Annotated in this window: 14 protein-coding genes and 1 tRNA gene; 5 read left to right on the plus strand and 10 right to left on the minus strand. The window is 73.4% G+C overall.

Features of this window, described 5'->3' with window-relative positions; all coding sequences use genetic code 11:
- Nucleotides 1-114 precede the first annotated feature (114 nt).
- The 7 genes from V2J63_RS09630 to V2J63_RS09660 all read right to left on the minus strand — a co-directional run bounded on the left by V2J63_RS09630 (nucleotide 115) and on the right by V2J63_RS09660 (nucleotide 5,212).
- A tRNA-Ala gene (locus V2J63_RS09630) sits at nucleotides 115-187 on the minus strand.
- Between the two features lie 142 nt (nucleotides 188-329).
- Nucleotides 330-953: a histidine phosphatase family protein gene (locus V2J63_RS09635; protein ID WP_331230823.1), complete on the minus strand. Its 624-nt coding sequence runs from the start codon at nucleotides 951-953 to the stop codon at nucleotides 330-332.
- A complete protein-coding gene (gene rsfS, locus V2J63_RS09640) occupies nucleotides 950-1,336 on the minus strand; it encodes a ribosome silencing factor (protein WP_331230824.1) in 387 nt (128 codons plus the stop codon). The genes V2J63_RS09635 and rsfS overlap by 4 nt, the downstream gene beginning before the upstream one ends.
- Nucleotides 1,326-3,026, minus strand: a complete 1,701-nt coding sequence (locus tag V2J63_RS09645) for a hypothetical protein (RefSeq protein ID WP_331230825.1) — start codon at nucleotides 3,024-3,026, stop codon at nucleotides 1,326-1,328. The genes rsfS and V2J63_RS09645 overlap by 11 nt, the downstream gene beginning before the upstream one ends.
- Entirely contained in the window at nucleotides 3,023-3,682 is a 660-nt protein-coding gene (gene nadD, locus V2J63_RS09650) for a nicotinate-nucleotide adenylyltransferase (protein WP_331230826.1), read from the minus strand. The genes V2J63_RS09645 and nadD overlap by 4 nt, the downstream gene beginning before the upstream one ends.
- A gap of 8 nt (nucleotides 3,683-3,690) precedes the next feature.
- Complete coding sequence (locus V2J63_RS09655) at nucleotides 3,691-3,852, minus strand: hypothetical protein (protein WP_331230827.1); 162 nt, start codon at nucleotides 3,850-3,852, stop codon at nucleotides 3,691-3,693.
- A 67-nt stretch (nucleotides 3,853-3,919) separates the two neighbouring features.
- Nucleotides 3,920-5,212 (minus strand): glutamate-5-semialdehyde dehydrogenase, encoded by a 1,293-nt coding sequence (locus V2J63_RS09660; RefSeq protein WP_331230828.1) that lies wholly within the window; start codon nucleotides 5,210-5,212, stop codon nucleotides 3,920-3,922.
- A 566-nt stretch (nucleotides 5,213-5,778) separates the two neighbouring features.
- On the opposite strand from V2J63_RS09660, the gene V2J63_RS09665 reads away from it, so the two are divergent.
- Nucleotides 5,779-7,476 carry an HNH endonuclease gene (locus V2J63_RS09665; RefSeq protein ID WP_331230829.1) on the plus strand — a complete coding sequence of 566 codons (1,698 nt, stop codon included), beginning with the start codon at nucleotides 5,779-5,781 and terminating at the stop codon, nucleotides 7,474-7,476.
- A 119-nt stretch (nucleotides 7,477-7,595) separates the two neighbouring features.
- Here the strand turns inward: V2J63_RS09665 and ligD are convergent, their stop codons facing one another.
- Nucleotides 7,596-10,346 (minus strand): non-homologous end-joining DNA ligase, encoded by a 2,751-nt coding sequence (gene ligD, locus V2J63_RS09670; protein ID WP_331230830.1) that lies wholly within the window; start codon nucleotides 10,344-10,346, stop codon nucleotides 7,596-7,598.
- A gap of 171 nt (nucleotides 10,347-10,517) precedes the next feature.
- On the opposite strand from ligD, the gene V2J63_RS09675 reads away from it, so the two are divergent.
- The 4 genes from V2J63_RS09675 (at nucleotide 10,518) to V2J63_RS09690 (ending at nucleotide 15,984) form a co-directional block, all read left to right on the plus strand.
- A complete protein-coding gene (locus tag V2J63_RS09675; protein ID WP_331230831.1) occupies nucleotides 10,518-12,158 on the plus strand; it encodes an ABC transporter substrate-binding protein in 1,641 nt (546 codons plus the stop codon).
- 72 nt (nucleotides 12,159-12,230) lie between these two features.
- Nucleotides 12,231-13,304 (plus strand): ABC transporter permease, encoded by a 1,074-nt coding sequence (locus V2J63_RS09680; protein ID WP_331230832.1) that lies wholly within the window; start codon nucleotides 12,231-12,233, stop codon nucleotides 13,302-13,304.
- Nucleotides 13,301-14,296 carry an ABC transporter permease gene (locus V2J63_RS09685; protein WP_434056311.1) on the plus strand — a complete coding sequence of 332 codons (996 nt, stop codon included), beginning with the start codon at nucleotides 13,301-13,303 and terminating at the stop codon, nucleotides 14,294-14,296. The genes V2J63_RS09680 and V2J63_RS09685 overlap by 4 nt, the downstream gene beginning before the upstream one ends.
- A complete protein-coding gene (locus V2J63_RS09690) occupies nucleotides 14,296-15,984 on the plus strand; it encodes an ABC transporter ATP-binding protein (protein WP_331230834.1) in 1,689 nt (562 codons plus the stop codon). The genes V2J63_RS09685 and V2J63_RS09690 overlap by 1 nt, the downstream gene beginning before the upstream one ends.
- 21 nt (nucleotides 15,985-16,005) lie before the next feature.
- On the opposite strand, the gene V2J63_RS09695 is transcribed toward V2J63_RS09690, so the two are convergent.
- Together V2J63_RS09695 and V2J63_RS09700 are read right to left on the minus strand one after the other, a co-directional pair.
- Complete coding sequence (locus V2J63_RS09695; RefSeq protein WP_331230835.1) at nucleotides 16,006-17,187, minus strand: MFS transporter; 1,182 nt, start codon at nucleotides 17,185-17,187, stop codon at nucleotides 16,006-16,008.
- An 80-nt stretch (nucleotides 17,188-17,267) separates the two neighbouring features.
- Nucleotides 17,268-18,494, minus strand: coding sequence for a serine hydrolase domain-containing protein (locus tag V2J63_RS09700; RefSeq protein ID WP_331230836.1), 1,227 nt, complete (start codon nucleotides 18,492-18,494; stop codon nucleotides 17,268-17,270).
- Nucleotides 18,495-18,590: the final 96 nt, after the last annotated feature.

Here is an 18,590-nt window from a genome sequence, read left to right on the forward strand (position 1 = left end):
GCGGCCATGCCCCGCACGCCAGTCACGGTGCAACAGCCCCGGCTGACGGGCGGGAGGTACGACAATGCCCCGCCGTATGACCGACGGGGCTTGCCCTGATGTGTGGAACCTGGGTGGAGCTAGGGGGATTCGAACCCCCGACCTCTTCCATGCCATGGAAGCGCGCTACCAACTGCGCCATAGCCCCGTAGTGCGTGGTTGAGTCTAGGGGAAACCGGCCGCCCCTGACCAATCGCCCGGGTATGGCGCGCGCCACATCCCGCCCGGACGAGGCAGGGGCCTCCCCACTCACCCCGACGCTCACCTCGCCCGCGGCGACCGCGGGCACCTCAGGTCCCGGGCACTCCGAGGTTGTGCGCGGTGAGTCGCCAGGTGGGCAGACGGCCGGGGTTAGGGGCGAGAAGGGACCACCGGCAGTTGTCGAGGCCCGAGAGGCCGAACCACTGCGTGGGGTCGAGCCCGAGGAGGCGCGTGAGGCCGAGGGTGTGCGCAGCGCCGTGCGCGACGACGACGAGCACGTCGTCCGGCGCCATGCTCTCGGCCGTCTCGCCGACGGCGGCGGCGACGCGCCGAGCCACGGCGTCGCGCGGCTCCGCTCCGATGTCCGCAGGTTCCTCGCCCCGGCGCCAGGCGGTGTGCGCGTCCGGCCAGCCCGTGCGGATCTCCTCGTTCGTCAACCCTTCCCAGAGCCCGAAGCTGCGCTCGCGCAGCCGCGGCTCGGGCTCGATGCCGATCCGGGCCAGGTCCCCGAGCGCCTGCGCCGTGCGTGTGGCACGGCGCAGGTCCGAGGCGATGATGCGGGTGGGTCCGAGCTTGACGAGCTCGGCCGCCGCGCGCTCGGCCTGGTCGATGCCGGCGGAGTTGAGCTCGATGTCGACCTGGCCCTGGAGCCGCTGCGCGGCGTTGTAGGCGGTCTGCCCGTGGCGCCAGAGGACGAGGGTCCCGGCGCTCATGCCTCGGCGTCGGGCCCGGCGTTCAGCTCCGCGGGGAGCTCGATGACGGGGCAGTCCTTCCACAGCCGCTCGAGCGCGTAGAACTCGCGGTCCTCGGTGTGCTGGACGTGGACGATGATGTCGCCGAAGTCCATGAGCACCCAGCGGCCCTCCGTGACGCCCTCCTTGCGGACGGCCTTGGCGCCCTCGGCGTGGAGGGCCTCCTCGACGGCGTCGACGATGGACTTCACCTGGCGCTCGTTCGCGCCGGACGTGACGACGAAGACGTCCGTGAGGACGAGCCGCTCGCTGACGTCGAGCGCGATGATCTCGTCCGCCTTCTTGTCCGATGCTGCGCGGGCGGCGGTGAGAGCGAGGTGACGTGACCTCTCGTCAGCTGGCACGGGACTCCTCAGGAAGAACGGATAGGGCTTGCGCCGATCCTACGGTGCCGATCGTTCCCAGGATGGCGCCGTCGTCCGCGCCGAGCGCGCCCGAGTACAGAAGCCAGATGAGCGCGCCGATGACCGCGGCGACGAGAAGGAGGACGAGCACCTTGACGAACGCGACGGCGGGGTTGGTCGAGCCGTCGTCCACGTCCTCGGGCTCCGGGTCGGTGAGCACAGGGCCGGCTCCATCGTTGCCCTGGACGCCGCCCGCCGGTGCGTCCGACTCGAGCTGGGCTGCGCTGCGCGTGCGGTCACCGAGGCTCCGCCGCGCGGGAGCCGAGCCTTGCGCGCGGTGCGTGCGGGCCCCGTCGTCGGAGGCGGCCGTGTCCGCCGACCCGGCGGAGACGGCCGAGCGGGCAGAGGCAGCCGAGCCGGCCACGGACTGGGCGGGTGCGGGGTCGACCGCGGCGAGCGCGACCCACTGCGGCCGGAGCGGCCCGTCGGCGTCCTCGTCGTCGCTGTCCTCGGTGCCGTCAGGGGCCGTCACGTCGCCCTCGGTGCCGTCAGGGGCCGTCACGTCGCCCTCGGTGCCGTCAGGGGCCGTCACCTCGCCGGGCTCGTCGTCGCCGGGGACTGCGCCGGCGGCTGCCGCGGCTTCACCCGGGGACGGTGCGGCGGCAGGGCTTGGCTCCGCGGGCACCGGCGTCGGCACGACGGCGGGGGTCTGGGGGCTCGCCAAGCGCTCCGACTCGCGGTCGAGGATCTCCTCCGACATGACGGGCATGCCTGCGGTGGACTCCCATGAGACCGGGTCCGCGCTCCCCTCGGCCTGAGGGCCGACGCCCGGCTCCTCGGGCGCCATCGGCACTGACCGCTCCGGTGCCGGCTCCTCGGCGGGGACGACGGGGATGATTCCAGTCAGCCGGCCCGTGCTGTCGATGGTGCGGGTGCCCTGCGCGGTGCTCGGGGTACGGACGACCGGGCGCCGGCCCGTCGCGGTCCGCTGGCTCGGCGGCGTCTCTGCCGGTACCGGATCCACCGGCTGCCGTTCGCGCAGCGACCGCCGGCTGAGGCGGGGGATGGCGCCGCTGGAACCAGAGGCGGCCGACGGTGCCGCGTCGGGCGAGCCCGCGTCGGACGTCGGCTGGCCGGACACGCCGCCAGCGGCCGTCGCGCCGGACGTCGGCTGCCCGGACGCGCCGTCATCGGGCCTCGCGTCGGTCGACCGCGGCGCGGGAGCGCCGTCGTCGGAACCCGCGTCCGACGACGCCTGCCCGGGAGCGCCGTCACCGGAGCCCGCGTCCGACGACGGCTGCCCGGGAGCGGCGTCACCGGACGTCGCACCGGACAACGGCTGCGCGGCCGCGCCGGCGTCGGGTCGCGCCGTCGTGCCGCCATCAGCCGGGCGCGCCGCCGGCGCCCCGCCGTCGGTCGCGCCGCTCTCCCCCGTCTGAGGGGAGGCTCCAGAGGGTCGGTCGGGAACGGGCGCCACCGAGCCGTCGAGCCGGAGCTCGCCGGTGCGCAGGGCCTCGAGCCGCGCCTCCTCCTCAGCGGCGCGGCGGCGCAGCTCCTTGCGGCTCAGGGGGGCGTCGTCGCGCGCAGCCGCAAGGGCCGCCGCGCGCTCGGCCTCACGCCGGCGACGGCGCTCCCCGAGACCTGCCGTGGGCGGCGACGGGTCCTCCATACCGCGGTCCCCCTCGCTCACTCGGCACCGTCACGGCGAGCAGCGATGACGGGCCGGTCGACCTCGACGGGACCCTCGGGGTCGTAGAGCCGGTGCTTGGCGATGTACTGGACCACGCCGTCGGGCACGAGGTACCAGACCGGCATCCCGGAGCTCACGCGCACCCGGCAGTCCGTGGACGAGATCGCCATGGCGGGGACCTCGAGGAGCGAGACACCCGCCTCGGGGAGCCCGGCGTCGTCGAGCAGGTGACCGGGGCGCGTCACCCCGACGAAGTGGGCGAGGGACCACAGCTCCGCGGAGTCCTTCCAGCGCAGGATCTGGGGCAGGACGTCGGCGCCGGTGATGAAGAAGAGCTCGGCGTCGGGAAGGAGCGCGTGCAGGTCACGCAGCGTGTCGATCGTGTACGTGATCCCGTGGCGGTCGATGTCCACCCGGGAGACGTTGAAGCGGGGGTTGGACGCCGTCGCGATGACCGTCATGAGGTAGCGGTGCTCCGCCGTCGTCACGTCGCGGTCCCGCTTGAACGGCTGCTCGCCCGTGGGGACGAAGATCACCTCGTCGAGCGCGAACACGTCTGCGACCTCGCTGGCCGCGACGAGGTGACCGTGGTGGATGGGGTCGAAGGTGCCGCCCATCACCCCGATCCGCCGCGCCTGCTTCTGGGCCGACGTCATTCGCTTCCTCAGCGGTGGCGGGTGTGCACGCTGCGGAACGCGACCGTCACAAGCAGCAGGAAGACGAAGATGGCCATCGCGATGACCCCGAACATGATCGGGTGCATCGGAAGGTGGTTGGCGGCGTGCTCACCCTGCTCGGCGGCAAGCCTCACGATCGAGCTCTGCATGGCGTTCCTCTCCTCGTGGCTGCTGCCCACAGTCTCGCACGCTCCCCGACGGAGGTGCGGGTCGCGTCTACTCCCGGATCTGGCCGTCGCCGGTGACGATCCACGAGGTCGTCGTCAGCTCGCCCAGACCCATCGGGCCGCGGGCGTGGAGCTTCTGGGTGGAGATGCCGATCTCCGCGCCGAGGCCGAACTGCCCGCCGTCGGTGAAGCGCGTCGAGGCGTTGACGATGAGCGCGGCCGAGTCGATCTCGGAGGTGAAGCGGTCCGCGGCCCGCACGTCGCGCGTGCAGATGGCCTCCGTGTGCCCGCTCGACCACTGCCCGATGTGCTCGATGGCGGCGTCGAGGTCCGGGACGACGCGGACGGCGAGGTCAAGGCTGAGGTACTCGGTGGCCCAGTCCTCGTCCGTCGCGGGGATGACGTCGACGCCCTCGGGTGCGTGCCGGGCGGTCTCGTCGCAGCCGTGGACCCGCACGTCGGCCGCGGCGAGCGCCGCGAGCACAGCCGGCAGGAACGTCGCGGCGGCGCCGGCGTGGACGAGCAGCGTCTCCGCGGCGTTGCACACGCCGGTGCGCTGGGTCTTGGAGTTGAGCACGATGGCGACCGCCTGCTCGACGTCGGCGCTCGCGTCGACGTAGACGTGGCAGTTACCCACGCCGGTCTCGATGACGGGCACGAGCGACTCGCGCACGACGGTCTGGATGAGGTCCGCGCCCCCGCGCGGGACGAGGACGTCGACCAGCCCGCGCGCACGCATGAGCGCGACCGCGCCGGGGCGGCCGTGGGCGTCGATCGACTGGACGAGCGTGGGCGGGAGCCCCCGGGCCTCGAGCGCGCCCGCGAGGACGTCGACGATGACCTCGTTGGACGAGGCGGCGGCGGACCCGCCGCGCAGGATGACGGCGTTCCCGGACTTGAGGGCGAGCCCGGCTGCGTCGACCGTGACGTTGGGGCGTGCCTCGTAGATCATGCCGACGACGCCCATGGGCACCCGCACCTGGCGCAGCTTGAGGCCGTTCGGCAGCGTCGAGCCGCGGACGACCTCGCCGACCGGGTCGGGCAGCGCCGCGAGCTCGCGCAGCGCGTCGGCGATGGCGACGATGCGATCCTGGGTGAGGGCGAGCCGGTCGAGCAGGGAGTCCTTCATACCGCTCGCGCGGCCCCGCTCGAGGTCCACCGCGTTCGCCTCGACGATGCGGGGTCCGGCCGCGACGAGGGCGTCCGCCATGGCCTGGAGCGCGGCGTCCTTCGTGGCCCGGGTGCTCGTCGCGAGGACGCGCGAGGCCTTCTTGGCCGCACGGGCGATGTCCGTGACGGCGGCGTCGACGTCGGTCGCCGGAGGCGTGAGGGTGTCCGTCATGGGACAAGGGTAGGTCCGTCGGCGCCCGGTCGTCAGGCCGGCCCATCTGCCGGGCGGCGAGCGGGGCTGCCTGGCCAGTCACCCCCGCCGCTGCACGCAGGCTGGGACCGGCCCGCCGGCACGTTCACCGGGTGACGGCCTGGGCCGCACCACCCCACTGGCCTGTCCACGGCTGGGGCGTCGGACTGAGGGCGATGTCAGTGGTCGAATGTAGCGTCGGTCACATGAGGGAAGCCGGTCGTCGAGCAGGAGCCGCGCAGGGGCGCGCGGCTTCTCCCGCTGCCTCCGGCGGGTGCGGCTCGGCGTTCGGGGTGACCGCTTCGTCCGAGCAAGGGTCGGCGTCCGGGATCGCCGTTGCGCCCGGGTCCGCGCCTGCGCCAGCCCCCGGGCCCGCGTCCGCGTCCGCGTCCGCGCCGGCGTCTGCGTCTGCGTCTGCGTCTGCATCTGCATCTGCATCTGCATCTGCGTCTGCGTCTGCGTCTGCGTCGGGGATTGTCGGTGACGTGCCGGTGGCAGCCGTGCCCGCGGCGGTCCGCACGAGCGCGGGCGCCGGGTCGGGTTCGGGTGTGCGTGCTGAGGTGATCGCGTCGTGGGTGGCGGCGCTGGCCGGGACGGACCGTGGGGTCGATGACGGTGAGCGGGTCGAGCAGATCCGGGCGCTGGAGGACCTCAAGGCCGCCGCGTGCGCCGCCCAGGCCCGCGCCGCGGTCGACCTGGACGCCTCCCAGCGGGCCGCGCAGGCCGCGGCCGGTGTCCCCGCCGCGCGCCGCGGGGCCGGTGTCGCGTCCCAGGTCGCCCTCGCCCGGCGCGAGTCGCCCTACACCGGCGGGCGCCACCTCGGCCTGGCCAAGGCCCTCGTGCTGGAGATGCCCCACACCCACGCCGCGCTGAGCGCCGGGCGCATCAGTGAGTGGCGCGCCACGCTCCTCGTACGCGAGTCGGCGTGCCTGACCCGCCCCGACCGGGCCACCTTCGACGAGCTCATGGCCGCGAACCTGCCCGACCTGGAGTCCGCCGGCGACCGGCGCCTGATCGCCACGGCGAAGAAGACCGCCTACACCCTGGACGCCGGCTCCGTCGTGGCGCGCGCACGCAAGGCCGAGACCGAACGGACCGTGACCCTGCGCCCGGCCCCGGACACCATGTCCTACCTCACCGCCCTGGTGCCCGTGGCCCAGGGCGTGGCCGCCTGGGCCAACCTCACCCGCACCGCCGAGACCCTGCGCGCCACCGGCGACGAACGCTCCCGCGGGCAGATCATGGCCGACACCCTCATCGAACGCCTCACCGGACAGACCACCGCCGAGGACACCCGCCTCGAGGTCCAGCTCGTCATGACCGACCACGACCTCTTCCACACCACCAGCCCGACCACCCGCCGCGGCACCACCAGCGGACCCGCGACGTCATGCGGGCCCGACGACGACAGCCCCGAGAGCGACAGCCACCAGACCGGCAGCAGCACCGGCGACGGCGACGGCGACCGGACCAGCACCGCGCCTCCCGGCCGGTCGAGCGCACGCGATGACGGCGCCACGAAACCCAGCACTGACCCGGACGCGGGCACGGGCGCGGGCACGGGCGGCAAGGCGACCGAGAACGACGACAACGGTGGCACCACCCGGGGTGATGGCACAGCACACGTGCCGGGCTACGGCCCCGTCCCGGCCGCCTGGGCCCGCGAGCTCATCACCCGGCGCCTGACCTGCCCCGACGCCGTCTGGATCCGCCGCCTCTACCTCACACCCACGACCGGGCAGCTCATCGCCATGGACTCCCGCTCCCGCCTCGCCCCACCCGGCCTCGCCCGCTTCATCGACACCCGCGACCAGACCTGCCGCACCCCCTGGTGCGACGCCCCCATCCGCCACCACGACCACATCCGCGCCCACGCCGACGGCGGCCCCACGACCGCCGACAACCTCCAAGGACTGTGCGAGACCTGCAACTACACCAAACAAGCCCCCGGCTGGACCGCCCGCACCACCACTCCACCCAACGGACCCCACACCGTCACCACCCGCACCCCCACCGGCCACGAGTACCACTCCCACGCCCCACCCCTACCCGGTGCACCACCCCCAGCCACCGAAGCCGGAGCCGGCACGACCACCACCCGCGGCACGTCGACGTCACCCACCCTGGGCACGGGCCCACTCACGACCGCGACCCAGCCACCCCTGCCCCAGCCCCCGCGACCACTACCGCCCTACGCCATCAGCCCCGTCGAGAACCGCCTCATCCAGTACATCCTCACCGCCTGAGCCGGCCCCTGGACGAGCCCGCGCTAACGCCCGAGAACGCCACCGCGGCCCGCCAACGACTCCCTGGCCCGGCCAGGTCGGGCCAGAGAAACGACCCGGGTCTCACGCGACCGCACCACTCAGCCGCGCAGGGCAGACAGGGCCGCGACCTCCTCCGGTGCCTTGTCCGGCCGCCAGCCTCGCCAGCGCGGGTGGCGGAGCCTTCCTGTGGCGGTCACCTCGGCGAACTCGACCTCCGCGACGAGGCGCGGGGTCACCCAGCGCGCGTCGCGGGCGTCCGCGCGCGGGACGTCCACGAGCGGCGGGGTCCGTCTCTCGAGCCGGGACATCTTCGCGACCCAGTCGGTCGCCTCGCGCTCGCTGAAGCCGGAGCCGACCTTGCCGACGTAGGTGAGCGCGCCGTCGTCGCCGGGTACGGCGAGGAGGAAGGACCCGACCTGGCCGGCCCGGGAGCCCTGGCCGGGGCGCCAGCCGACGACGACGACCTCCTCGCTCTCCGCGTGCTTGATCTTCAGCCACGACCGCGAGCGCCGGCCGTCCGCGTACGTCGAGTCCCGCCGCTTCGCCATGACGCCTTCGAGCCGCCACGCGCGCGACGCCGCGATCGCCTCCTCGACGTCTCCCTCGTACGCCGGCGGCACGTCGACGAGCGGGTGCCGGTCCGGGTCGACGAGAAGCTGCAGGGCCTCCCTGCGCGCGTCGTAGGTCTGAGAGCGCCAGGTCACGCCGTCGACCTCGAGCACGTCGAAGAGCATGAGCCGCACGGGGTAGGCGCCCACGGCGCGGTTGATGTCCGCCGGACGGGTGAGGTTCATCCGCTGCTGGAGCACACCGAAGCTCGGGCGCCCGCGGTCGTCGAGGGCGACGATCTCCCCGTCGAGGATCGCGCTCGAGGCCCCGACGCACCGCGCCACGTCGGCGAGCTCGGGGTAGGTCGCCGTCATGTCGTGCCCCCGGCGCGAGGCGAGGCGCACCTCGCCGTCCTCGACGACGACGACGGCGCGGATCCCGTCCCACTTCATCTCCAGCGCCCAGTCCTCGGGGCGGAGCAGGTCGCGCACCTCCCCCAGGGTCGCGAGCATGGGCCGCGGGGCCTCGATACGGGCGTCGCCTCCCGCGCTCTCGTCCGCAGCGCGCTGGTGCTCGTCCTCGGTCTCGGTGTCGCCGTCGGCCTCCTCCGCGCTGTCGACGTCATCCTCGTCCCCGTCGTCGGCTTCGTCGCCCTCTTCGTCGTCCTCGTCGGCGGCGCCGTCCCCGTCATCGGCTTCGTCGACCTCGTCCTCGTCCTCCTCCTCGGCATGCTCGTGGTCCTCGGCCGGGTCGTCCTGCGCCTCGTCGTACCCGTCAGCTTCGTCTTGGCCGGCACGGTCGGACTTCGCGTCGGCGGCCTCCGCCGCCTCGTCGTCCCCCGACGCGACCGCGGCCTTCGCCTGGTCGCTGCCGCCGGCGGACTTCATGAGGTGGATGAGCCACTGGTTGTCCTCACGGCCCCCGCGGCCCCCCGTGCGGATGAGCGCGAACCGGCTCGTCCGCCCCGGCCCGTCGGGACCGGCGAGCCCGCCGTCACTACGCCCGGTGAGGGTGACGATGACCTCCCGCCCCTCACGCCACTTCTCCAGCTCGTACGTGCCCGAGTCCCAGATCGTCATCTCCCCCGCGCCGTACTCCCCGGCGGGGATCGTGCCCGAGAACGTGGCGTACTCCATGGGGTGGTCCTCGGTCTGCACCGCGAGGTGGTTCTTCGCCGCGTCGACCGGCACCCCCTTGGGCAGCGCCCAGCTGACGAGGACGCCGTCGTGCGCGAGGCGGAGGTCCCAGTGGAGGCGGCGTGCGTGGTGCTCCTGGATGACGAACGTCGGCTCCCCCGTACCCCCGCCGATCCGCTCCGGGACCGGCTCGGGCGTCTTCGTGGCGTCACGCTTGGCGCGGTAGATCTCGAGGCGGTCGCGCGCCGGCTGACCTCCGGCACGGTCGGCCACCGCGCCGAGCCCGGCCATGGGGTCCCCGCGCCGGCGCACCCGGTCGAGGACCTCCCCGTACTCGAGGTGGCGGAGCGCGGGATGAGCGATCTCGCGCCAGGTCCGCGGTGCGGCCACGGTCGGCCGCTCGCGCCCCCGGAGCGAGTACGGCGCGATCGTCGTCTTCGACCCGTTGTTCTGCGACCAGTCGACGAGCACCTTCCCGCGGCGCAGCGTCTTCTTCATGTCCGAGACGACGAGGTCAGGGTGGTCCGCCTCGAGGGCGCGCGCGAGCTCGTGGGCGAGGTCGCTGATCTGCTCGGACGTGTGTGTCCCCGCGAGGGGCGCGTAGAGGTGGATGCCCTTCGAGCCGCTCGTCACCGGGACCGGCTCGAGGCCCATCCCGTCGAGGATCCCGCGCGCGAGCCGCGCGACCTCGGCGCACTCGGCGAGCCCCGCCCCCTCGCCGGGGTCGAGGTCGAGGACGAGCCGGTCGGGCTTGCGCCGCTCACCGTCGGAGCCCACCCGCCACTGCGGGACGTGGATCTCGAGCGCGGCGATCTGGGCGAGCCAGGCGAGCGTGGCCGCGTCGTCGACGAGCGGGTACTCGGCCGTGCGGCTGCTGTGCTCGAGGGCGGCCCGCACCACCCAGTCCGGCGTCGAGTCGTCGAGGTTCTTCTGGAAGAACATCTGCCCCGGCTCGTCCGCCGTCCCCACGCCGTTGGGCCACCGCTTGCGCGTCGCCACACGCCCGGCGCAGTGCGGGAGCATGACGGGCGCGATCTCGGCGTAGTAGGCGATGACCTCGGCCTTCGTCGTGCCCGTGACGGGGTAGAGCACCTTCGACAGGTTCGTCAGGCGCAGGCGGCGACCGTCGATGGTCACCGTCTCGGGCTGATCTTTCCTCGCCATCGGCCCATCGTGGCCCGCGGGGGCGCGCACCGCGACATCGATCCACCCCGGCCGTCAATCCCCGGAGCGGCGCGACCGGTGTGTTAGAACACACACCACGACGAGGGAAACCACCTCTGGCAGGCCGTGACGTCGTGCGTCCACGGCACCCCGCACCGAAGGAAGTGGACCATGGCAATCGATGGACACCGCCGCCGGGCGCTGAGCGTGATCGGCACCTCCGCCGTGGTCGCGCTCGTGCTCGCCGCCTGCGCCGAGACCGAGGACCCCGATGACGGCGCCACGGACGGGGGCACGAGCAGCAGCGAGGGCATCACGGTCGGCACGACGGACGTCATCACGTCGCTCGACCCGGCCGGCTCCTACGACAACGGCTCGTTCGCCGTGCAGAACCAGGTGTACCCGTTCCTCCTCAACACCCCGTACGGCAGCCCCGACGTCGAGCCGGACATCGCCGAGTCGGCCGAGTTCACGGCCCCCGCCGAGTACACGGTCACCCTCAAGGAGGGCCTCACCTTCGCCAACGGCAACGAGCTGACGTCCTCGGACGTCAAGTTCAGCTTCGACCGCCAGGTCGAGATCGCGGACCCGAACGGCCCGTCGTCCCTGCTGTACAACCTCGACAGCGTCGAGGCACCCGACGACCTCACGGTCGTCTTCAACCTCATGAGCGAGGACGACCAGACCTTCCCGCAGGTGCTCTCCTCCCCGGTGGGGCCGATCGTCGACGAGGAGAGCTTCTCCCCGACCGAGCTGACGCCGTCGTCGGACATCGTCGAGGCCAACGCCTTCGCGGGCCAGTACGCGATCACGGACTACACCGAGAACGAGCTCATCCAGTACCAGGCCTTCGCCGACTACGACGGCGTCCTCGAGCCGGCCGTGACGGAGACGATCACGGCGCGGTACTTCACCGAGGAGACCTCGCTCAAGCTCGCCGTCCAGCAGGGCGACGTCGACGTCGCATTCCGTTCGCTCAGCCCGACCGACCTCGCGGACCTCGCGGACGACGACAACGTCACCGTCCACGACGGGCCTGGCGGCGAGATCCGCTACATCGTCTTCCACTTCGACACCCAGCCGTTCGGTGCGCAGACGCCGGAGGCGGACGAGGCCAAGGCGCTCGCCGTGCGCCAGGCCGCCGCCCACCTCCTCGACCGCGAGGCGCTGTCCGAGGAGATCTACCAGGGTTCCTTCACGCCCCTGTACTCCTATGTCCCCGACGGCCTCACCGGTGCGGCCGAGCCGCTCAAGGAGCTCTACGGCGACGGCGATGGCGGCCCCGACGGCGACGCCGCGGCCGCGGTCCTCACGGACGCCGGCGTCGAGACGCCGGTCACCCTCAACCTCCAGTACAGCCCCGACCACTACGGCAACTCCTCCGACGAGGAGTACGCCATGATCGAGAGCCAGCTCGAGGCCGGTGGTCTCTTCGACGTCAACCTCCAGTCGACGCTGTGGGACACGTACTCCGGCGAGCGGGTCGAGGGCGTCTACCCCGCCTACCAGCTGGGCTGGTTCCCCGACTACTCCGACGCGGACAACTACCTGTCCCCGTTCTTCCTCACGGAGAACTTCCTCGCCAACGCCTACTCCGACCCGGCGGTCAACGACCTCATCCTCGAGCAGGCCGCAACGCCCGACGAGGCGGAGCGCACCGCGAAGATCGAGGAGGTCCAGCGACTCGTCGCCGAGGACCTCTCGACGCTTCCCTACCTCCAGGGCGCCCAGGTGGCCGTCGCCCAGAACGACATCACCGGCGTCACGCTCGACGCGTCCTTCAAGTTCCGTTACGCACCGCTCGGACGCTGAGCCGGGCAACCCGCGAACGCCGGTGCCGCCACCCGCGGCGGCATCGGCGTTCGCGCGTGAGAGGAGACCTACGTGACGATCGCCGACGAGCGCACCGTCGAGAGCGCGGCCGAGAAGGCCGGCGGGGCGGGCCTGGGCCGCTACGTCCTCGTGCGGTTCCTGCTCATCATCCCGACCGTCTTCATCCTCGTCACCCTCGTCTTCTTCCTCATGCGGGTGGTCGGCGACCCCATCACCGCCTCGGTGGGCGGGCGCCTCACGCAGGCCCAGCTCGCCGAGCGGCTGGCGGAGGCCGGCTACGACCGGCCCGTCCTCGTGCAGTACGTGGAGTACCTCGGCCAGATCTTCACGGGGGACTTCGGGCGCACCCTCACGGACAACCGGGAGATCAGCGAGGTCCTCCTCACCTACGGCAGCGCCACCCTCGAGCTCGTCCTCTTCGCGCTCGCCGTCGCACTCGTCGTCGGGATCCCGCTCGGGCGTATCGCGGCGTACCGGCGCGACCGCCTCCCCGACGCCGCCCTGCGCATCTTCGCGATCCTCTGCTACGCGACGCCGGTCTTCTTCGCCGGTCTCCTCCTCAAGCTCGTCTTCTCCGTGGGCCTGGGCTGGTTCCCGCTCGGGGGGCGCGCAGACCCGCAGACGCAGCTCATCCTCGGCCGGATCAGCGGGTCCACCGGCATCAACATCGTCGACGCGCTGCGCACCGGGCGGTGGGACCTCATCTCCGACGTCCTCTCCCACGCGGTCCTGCCCTCGGTGGCCCTCGGGCTCCTCACCGCCGGGGTCTTCCTGCGCCTCGTGCGCACCAACCTCATCGGGACCCTGTCGATGGACTACGTCGACGCCGCCCGCTCGCGCGGGGTCAGCGAGGGCCGCCTGCTGCGCAAGCACGCGTACAAGCCGGCGCTCATCCCGATCCTCACCGTCATGGGCATGCAGATCGCCCTCATGCTCGGCGGCGCGATCCTCACCGAGACCACCTTCGAGTGGCGCGGCCTCGGCTTCCAGCTCGCGCAGTACCTCGGCGCGCGCGACTTCGTCGCGGTCCAGGGCATCGTCGCGCTGCTCGCCGTCATCGTCGCCGTCACGAACTTCGTCGTCGACGTCGTCGCCGCCCTCATCGACCCGAGAGTGAGGTACTGACCGTGGCCACCACCCCCGCCGAGACGGCGGACCAGGTCGTCCGGGGCGAGCCGCGGTGGAAGTCTCTGCCCCTCGTGTGGCAGCTGCGCCGCAGCGTCGGCCTCCAGCGCGGCATGCTCGTCGCCGGCCTGGCGCTGTGCGCCCTCTTCGTCCTCACCGCCGCCCTCGCGCCGCTCATCGCCCCGTACGGCGCGAGCCAGCTCTCCGGCCCCGACGGCAGCTTCCCGCGCCAGTCGGCGCCGTCCGGCGAGTTCTGGTGGGGCACGACCGTCGGCGGGTACGACGTCTTCTCCCGCGTCGTCTGGGGCACGCAGACCGCCCTGCTCACGGTTGTCCTCGCCGTCGTCGCCTCGATCTTCCTCGGGATCGTTCTCGGCCTCGTCTCCGGCTACCTCGGTGGCTGGCTGGACCGCGTGCTCGTGACGATCGCCGACGCGATCTACGCGTTCCCGTCCCTCCTCCTGGCGATCGTCGTCTCGATCCTCATCTCCGGCGGCCAGTCGAGCTTTCTCGGCGGGATCGTGGCCGCCGCCATCTCCATCACCGTCGTCTTCGTCCCGCAGTACTTCCGCGTGGTCCGGGCGGAGACGGTGCGCCTCAAGGCCGAGCCCTTCGTCGAGTCCGCGCGCGTCCTCGGTGCCTCGACCCCGCGGATCCTCTCCCGCCACGTCCTGCGCAACGCCACGCGCTCCCTGCCGCTCATCGTCACGCTCAACGCCTCCGAGGCGATCCTCACCCTCGCCGGGCTCGGCTTCCTCGGGTTCGGCATCAACCCGACAGCCGCTGCCGAGTGGGGTTACGACCTCAACCGGGCGCTCTCGGACGCGGCGAGCGGCATCTGGTGGACGGGCATCTTCCCCGGCGCAGCGATCGTCCTGCTCGTCATGGGCGTCACGCTCGTCGGGGAGAGCCTCAACGACCTGTCCGACCCGCGCCTGCGCGTCCGGCGCCGCCCGCGGCGCACGCCGCCGGTCATGAAGGGAGGTGCCTGATGGACCCCGTCGTCGACATCCGTGACCTGCGCATCACCTTCGCCACGGACGGCGAGCCCGTGCACGCCGTCGAGGGCGTCTCCCTGCGAGCCGAGCCGCGCCAGGTCCTCGCCATCGTCGGCGAGTCGGGCTCGGGGAAGACGGTCACCGCGAAGAGCGTCCTCGGGCTCCTCCCGGACAACGCCCTGGTCTCCGGCGCGGTCGTCCTCGCCGGGAACGACGTCGTCACGCTCTCACCCTCCCAGCTGCGGCAGGCCCGCGGCCGCGACGTCGCGATGATCTTCCAAGAGCCCTCGACGGCGCTCAACCCGGTCTTCACCGTCGGGTGGCAGATCATCGAGGGGATCCGGGCCCACGGCGAGGTCTCGAGGAAGGAGGCCCGCGCCCGCGCTATCGACGTGCTGGGCAAGGTCGGCATCCCCGACCCCGCCGAGCGGGTCGATCACTACCCCCACCAGTTCTCGGGCGGGCAGAAGCAGCGGATCGTCATCGCGATGGCGCTCGTCCTCGGTCCCAAGGTCATCGTCGCCGACGAGCCGACGACGGCCCTCGACGTCACCGTCCAGGCCGAGATCCTCGACCTCCTGCGCCTCGTGCGCGACGAGCTCGGCGCCTCGATCATCCTCATCACCCACAACATGGGCGTCGTCGCGGACCTCGCGGACCGCGTCGCCGTCATGCACGACGGCGTCGTCGTCGAGGAGGGGGACGTGCGCACGATCTTCGCCTCCCCGAAGGCCGAGTACACCCGTAGCCTCCTCGCCTCGGTCCCTCGGCTCGGCGTCCGCACGAGGGACCGCGGACCGGCCCGCGCCGCCGCGGCCGCGACCGCGGACCGGGACCCCGTCGTGCGGGCCCGCGACATCGAGGTCGTCTACCCGGGGCGGCTCGGCCGACCCGGCTTCCGGGCCGTCGACCGGGTGAGCCTGTCCATCGCGCCGGGCGAGATCCTCGGGCTCGTCGGGGAGTCCGGTTCTGGCAAGACGACCATCGGGCGCGCCATCGCGGGCCTGACGCGCGTGACCGGCGGATCCCTGCAAGTGCTCGGCCACGAGATGGTCGGCCACTCCGAGCGGAGGTTCCGACCGCTGCGCGCGCGGCTCGGGTTCGTCTTCCAAGACCCCGCGACGAGCTTCAACCCCCTCCTCACGGTCGGCGACGCGATCGCCGAGCCGCTCGTCATCCACGGCCGTGCCAAGGACCCCACCGGCGCGCGCACACGCGTGGACGAGCTCCTCGACGCCGTCCACCTGCCCACCCACTACGCGGCCCGCTACCCGCACGAGCTCTCCGGCGGCCAGCGCCAGCGGGCGAGCCTCGCGCGGGCGCTCGCGCTGGACCCGGACCTGCTCATCGCGGACGAGCCGACCTCGGCGCTCGACGTCTCCGTCCAGGCCCGCGTGCTCGAGGTCTTCACCGAGCTCCAGGAGCGGCTCGGGTTCGCCACCCTCTTCATCAGCCACGACCTTGCCGTGGTCGGGATGCTCGCCGACCGGATCGCCGTCCTGTACCAGGGCCGCCTCGTCGAGGAGGGCGGTGGCGCGCAGGTCCTCGGGGCACCGCGGCACCCCTACACCCAGCGCCTGCTTGCCTCCGTCCCCGTGCCGGACCCCGTCGAGCAGGAGAAGCGCCGCCACGCCCTCGCCGCGCTCGACGCCGCCGCGGCGACCGACCCCCGCGACGGCTGAGTCGCGGCCCCCGGTGCCCCCTCAGCGCCCGAGGAGCTCCGCGGGCACGCCCGCCGGCCGGCGCGGGAGGAACCGGGAGAGGACGACGACGACGACCCCGCCCAGCGGGACGAGGAGCAGGCCGGTGCGCAGGTCGACCGCGTCCGCGACGAGACCGACGAGCGGCGGGGACGCGAGGAAGCCGACCCGCATGAGCCAGGTCACGACGGTGAGCCCCGCCCCCGGGCGCAGCCCCGGCATCTCGTCGGCGGCGTGCATGGCCGCCGGGATGAGGGTCGCGACGCCGAGCCCGGCGAGGCCGAACCCGGCGATCGTCGTCGCCGTCGTCGGGAACGCCAGCGCCAGGCCCATGCCGATCGCCGTCAGTGCCCCGCCCGCGCGCCCGATGGTCCGCTGCCCGAAGTGGTCGACCATCCGGTCGCCGAGGATCCGCCCGACGAACTGCATGCCCTGGAGCGCGACGAAGGCCAGGCCCGCCGCGCCGGCCGCCGCGCCGAGCGTGCCCGTGAGGTAGATCGCTCCCCATGAGGACCCGGCGTCCTCGGCCAGTGCGGCGCAGGCCCCGATGACGCCGAGCGCGAGGAGGATCCCGAGGGTGCGGGAGGGGATGCCGCGCGAACGTCCCGGTACGCCCGGCGCGGCTCGCCCGGCGGGCGCCGACGACGGCGTCTCCCGCTCCGCGCTCTCCGGCCCGGGCAGCATGAACCGGTAGGCGGCGAGCGCGACGACGCAGAACACGACCCCGGAGATGCCGAGGTGGACGCCGAGGTCGAGGTCCACGCCGGCCGCCGCCGAGCCCATGAGCCCGCCGAGCACCGCGCCGGCGCTCCACGCGGCGTGGAAGGAGTTGAGGATCGAGCGCCCGTACAGGCGCTGGACGCGCAGGCCGTGCGCGTTCTGGGCGACGTCGACGATCGCGTCCATCGCGCCACCGACGAACATCGCCGCCGCCAGGGCGACCCACGACGGCGCGAGGCCGGCGACGAGGATGGCGACGGCGGTGAGGAGGGTGCCCGCCACCGCGACCCGCGAGGAGCGGAACCGCTGGATGAGCGTCCCGGCCGCGAGCCCGGCGATGAGGGCACCGAGCGGGAACGCGGCGATCGCCGTCCCGATCGCCGCGTTGCTGAGGTCGAGCTCGTCCTTGATCAGGGGGTAGCGCGGCAGGAGGTTCGCGAAGATCGCCCCGTTCGTGAGGAACATGGCGGCCACCGCGAGGCGGGCGCCTGCGTGCGCGTTGCGGCCGCCCGCGCCCGGGCGGGTCCGGCCGGTGCCGGGCGCGGTCACGGGCAGGTCGCCGCGAGCGCGGTGACGAGGAGGTCGTTCATCGGCCCCTCGAGCGGGTCCGCCGCGGGGTCGAGGGCCGTGCCCGTCCACACGAGGGTCGCCTGGCGCTCCCCGTCCGGGGACGCGAGCGATATCGCGCGGTACCCGACCCCGTTCCCGCGCTGGCCGAGGACGAGCTCGGGCGGCTGGACGCCGCACGCGTCGCCGCCCGCGAGCAGGCCCAGGCCGTAGCCCTCGACGCCGACCGCCTGCATCTGCGCGAGGCTCTCCGCGGACACGAGCGTGCCGTCGAAGAGCGCGCGGAAGAAGCGGGTCACGTCCGGCGCGGTCGAGACCACCGCCGCGCCCGCGTTCCACACGGACGGCTCCTGCTCCGTGACCTCGACGAGCTCCGAGGTCGGGTCGGGCCCGCTGAAGAGGTAGCCGCGCAGGGCGTCCGCGGGCATCGTCGCGTCGTCCGGGTACGTCGTTGCGCTCATCTCCGCCGGTGCGAAGACCTCCTCCTCGAGGACGGCGGCGAGGCCCGCTCCCGTCAGCTCCTCGACGAGCATGCCGAGGACGACGTAGTTCTCGTTCGCGTAGGAGAAGGCCGTGCCGGGTGCCGCGCCCCACGGCTTGGCGAGCGCGCTCGCCACGAGCTCCTCCTCCGTCCAGGCCCGGCCCAGCGCCGCGAGCGCCCCGTCCACGTCCGTGAACGCGAGCGCGTCGCTGCCGGGCATGCCGCTCGTGTGGTCGAGGAGGTGGCGCACGGTGACCGGCTGCTCCTCCGGCAGGACGCCGGGAAGGTGGTCGGCGACGAGGTCGTCGAGGGCGAGCTCGCCCCGCTCGGCGAGCCGGACGACGACGGTCGCGACCATCGCCTTGGTGATGCTCGCGATCCGTACCGGCGCGTCGACGGCGGGCGTCGTGCCGCGCTCGACGTCCGCGACGCCGGCGGCGCCCGCCCACGCGGAGCCCCCGTCGCTGAGGTGGACGACGGCGGCCACCGCGCCGGCGTCGACGAACGCGCCGAGGGCGTCCTCGACCGCCGGCGGCAGCGCCGCAGCCTCGCCCGCGCCCGGCGTCGCCGTCGGCTCCGCAGACGTCTCGGCGCTCGTGGCGGTGGCGGTGCTGGTAACCGTCCCGTCCTCGGTCTCGGCCGGTGCCTGGCCGCCCGTCCCGCACCCGGCGAGGAGAAGGGCCGTCGCTGCGGCGAGCACCGCTGGACGTCGGAGCGCGGTCATGGCCTGTCGTCCTCTCGTGGGGGCCGTCTCGCGCGGGGCTTGCCCGCGCGCGTCAGCGCCAAGCATGGCAGCCGACCACCCACCGCACGCACCGGT

The sequence above is a fragment of the Georgenia wangjunii genome, assembly GCF_036421975.1.
Lineage (GTDB): Bacteria > Actinomycetota > Actinomycetes > Actinomycetales > Actinomycetaceae > Georgenia_A > Georgenia_A wangjunii.

Coding starts and splice junctions, on each gene's coding strand:
- V2J63_RS09635 (WP_331230823.1), bottom strand. CDS start 953: ATGAGCGCCGGGACCCTCGTCCTCTGGCGCCACGGGCAGACCGCCTAC.
- V2J63_RS09700 (WP_331230836.1), bottom strand. CDS start 18,494: ATGACCGCGCTCCGACGTCCAGCGGTGCTCGCCGCAGCGACGGCCCTT.
- ligD (WP_331230830.1), bottom strand. CDS start 10,346: ATGGCGAGGAAAGATCAGCCCGAGACGGTGACCATCGACGGTCGCCGC.
- V2J63_RS09655 (WP_331230827.1), bottom strand. CDS start 3,852: ATGCAGAGCTCGATCGTGAGGCTTGCCGCCGAGCAGGGTGAGCACGCC.
- V2J63_RS09690 (WP_331230834.1), top strand. CDS start 14,296: ATGGACCCCGTCGTCGACATCCGTGACCTGCGCATCACCTTCGCCACG.
- V2J63_RS09695 (WP_331230835.1), bottom strand. CDS start 17,187: ATGTTCCTCACGAACGGGGCGATCTTCGCGAACCTCCTGCCGCGCTAC.
- V2J63_RS09660 (WP_331230828.1), bottom strand. CDS start 5,212: ATGACGGACACCCTCACGCCTCCGGCGACCGACGTCGACGCCGCCGTC.
- nadD (WP_331230826.1), bottom strand. CDS start 3,682: ATGACGTCGGCCCAGAAGCAGGCGCGGCGGATCGGGGTGATGGGCGGC.
- V2J63_RS09675 (WP_331230831.1), top strand. CDS start 10,518: ATGGCAATCGATGGACACCGCCGCCGGGCGCTGAGCGTGATCGGCACC.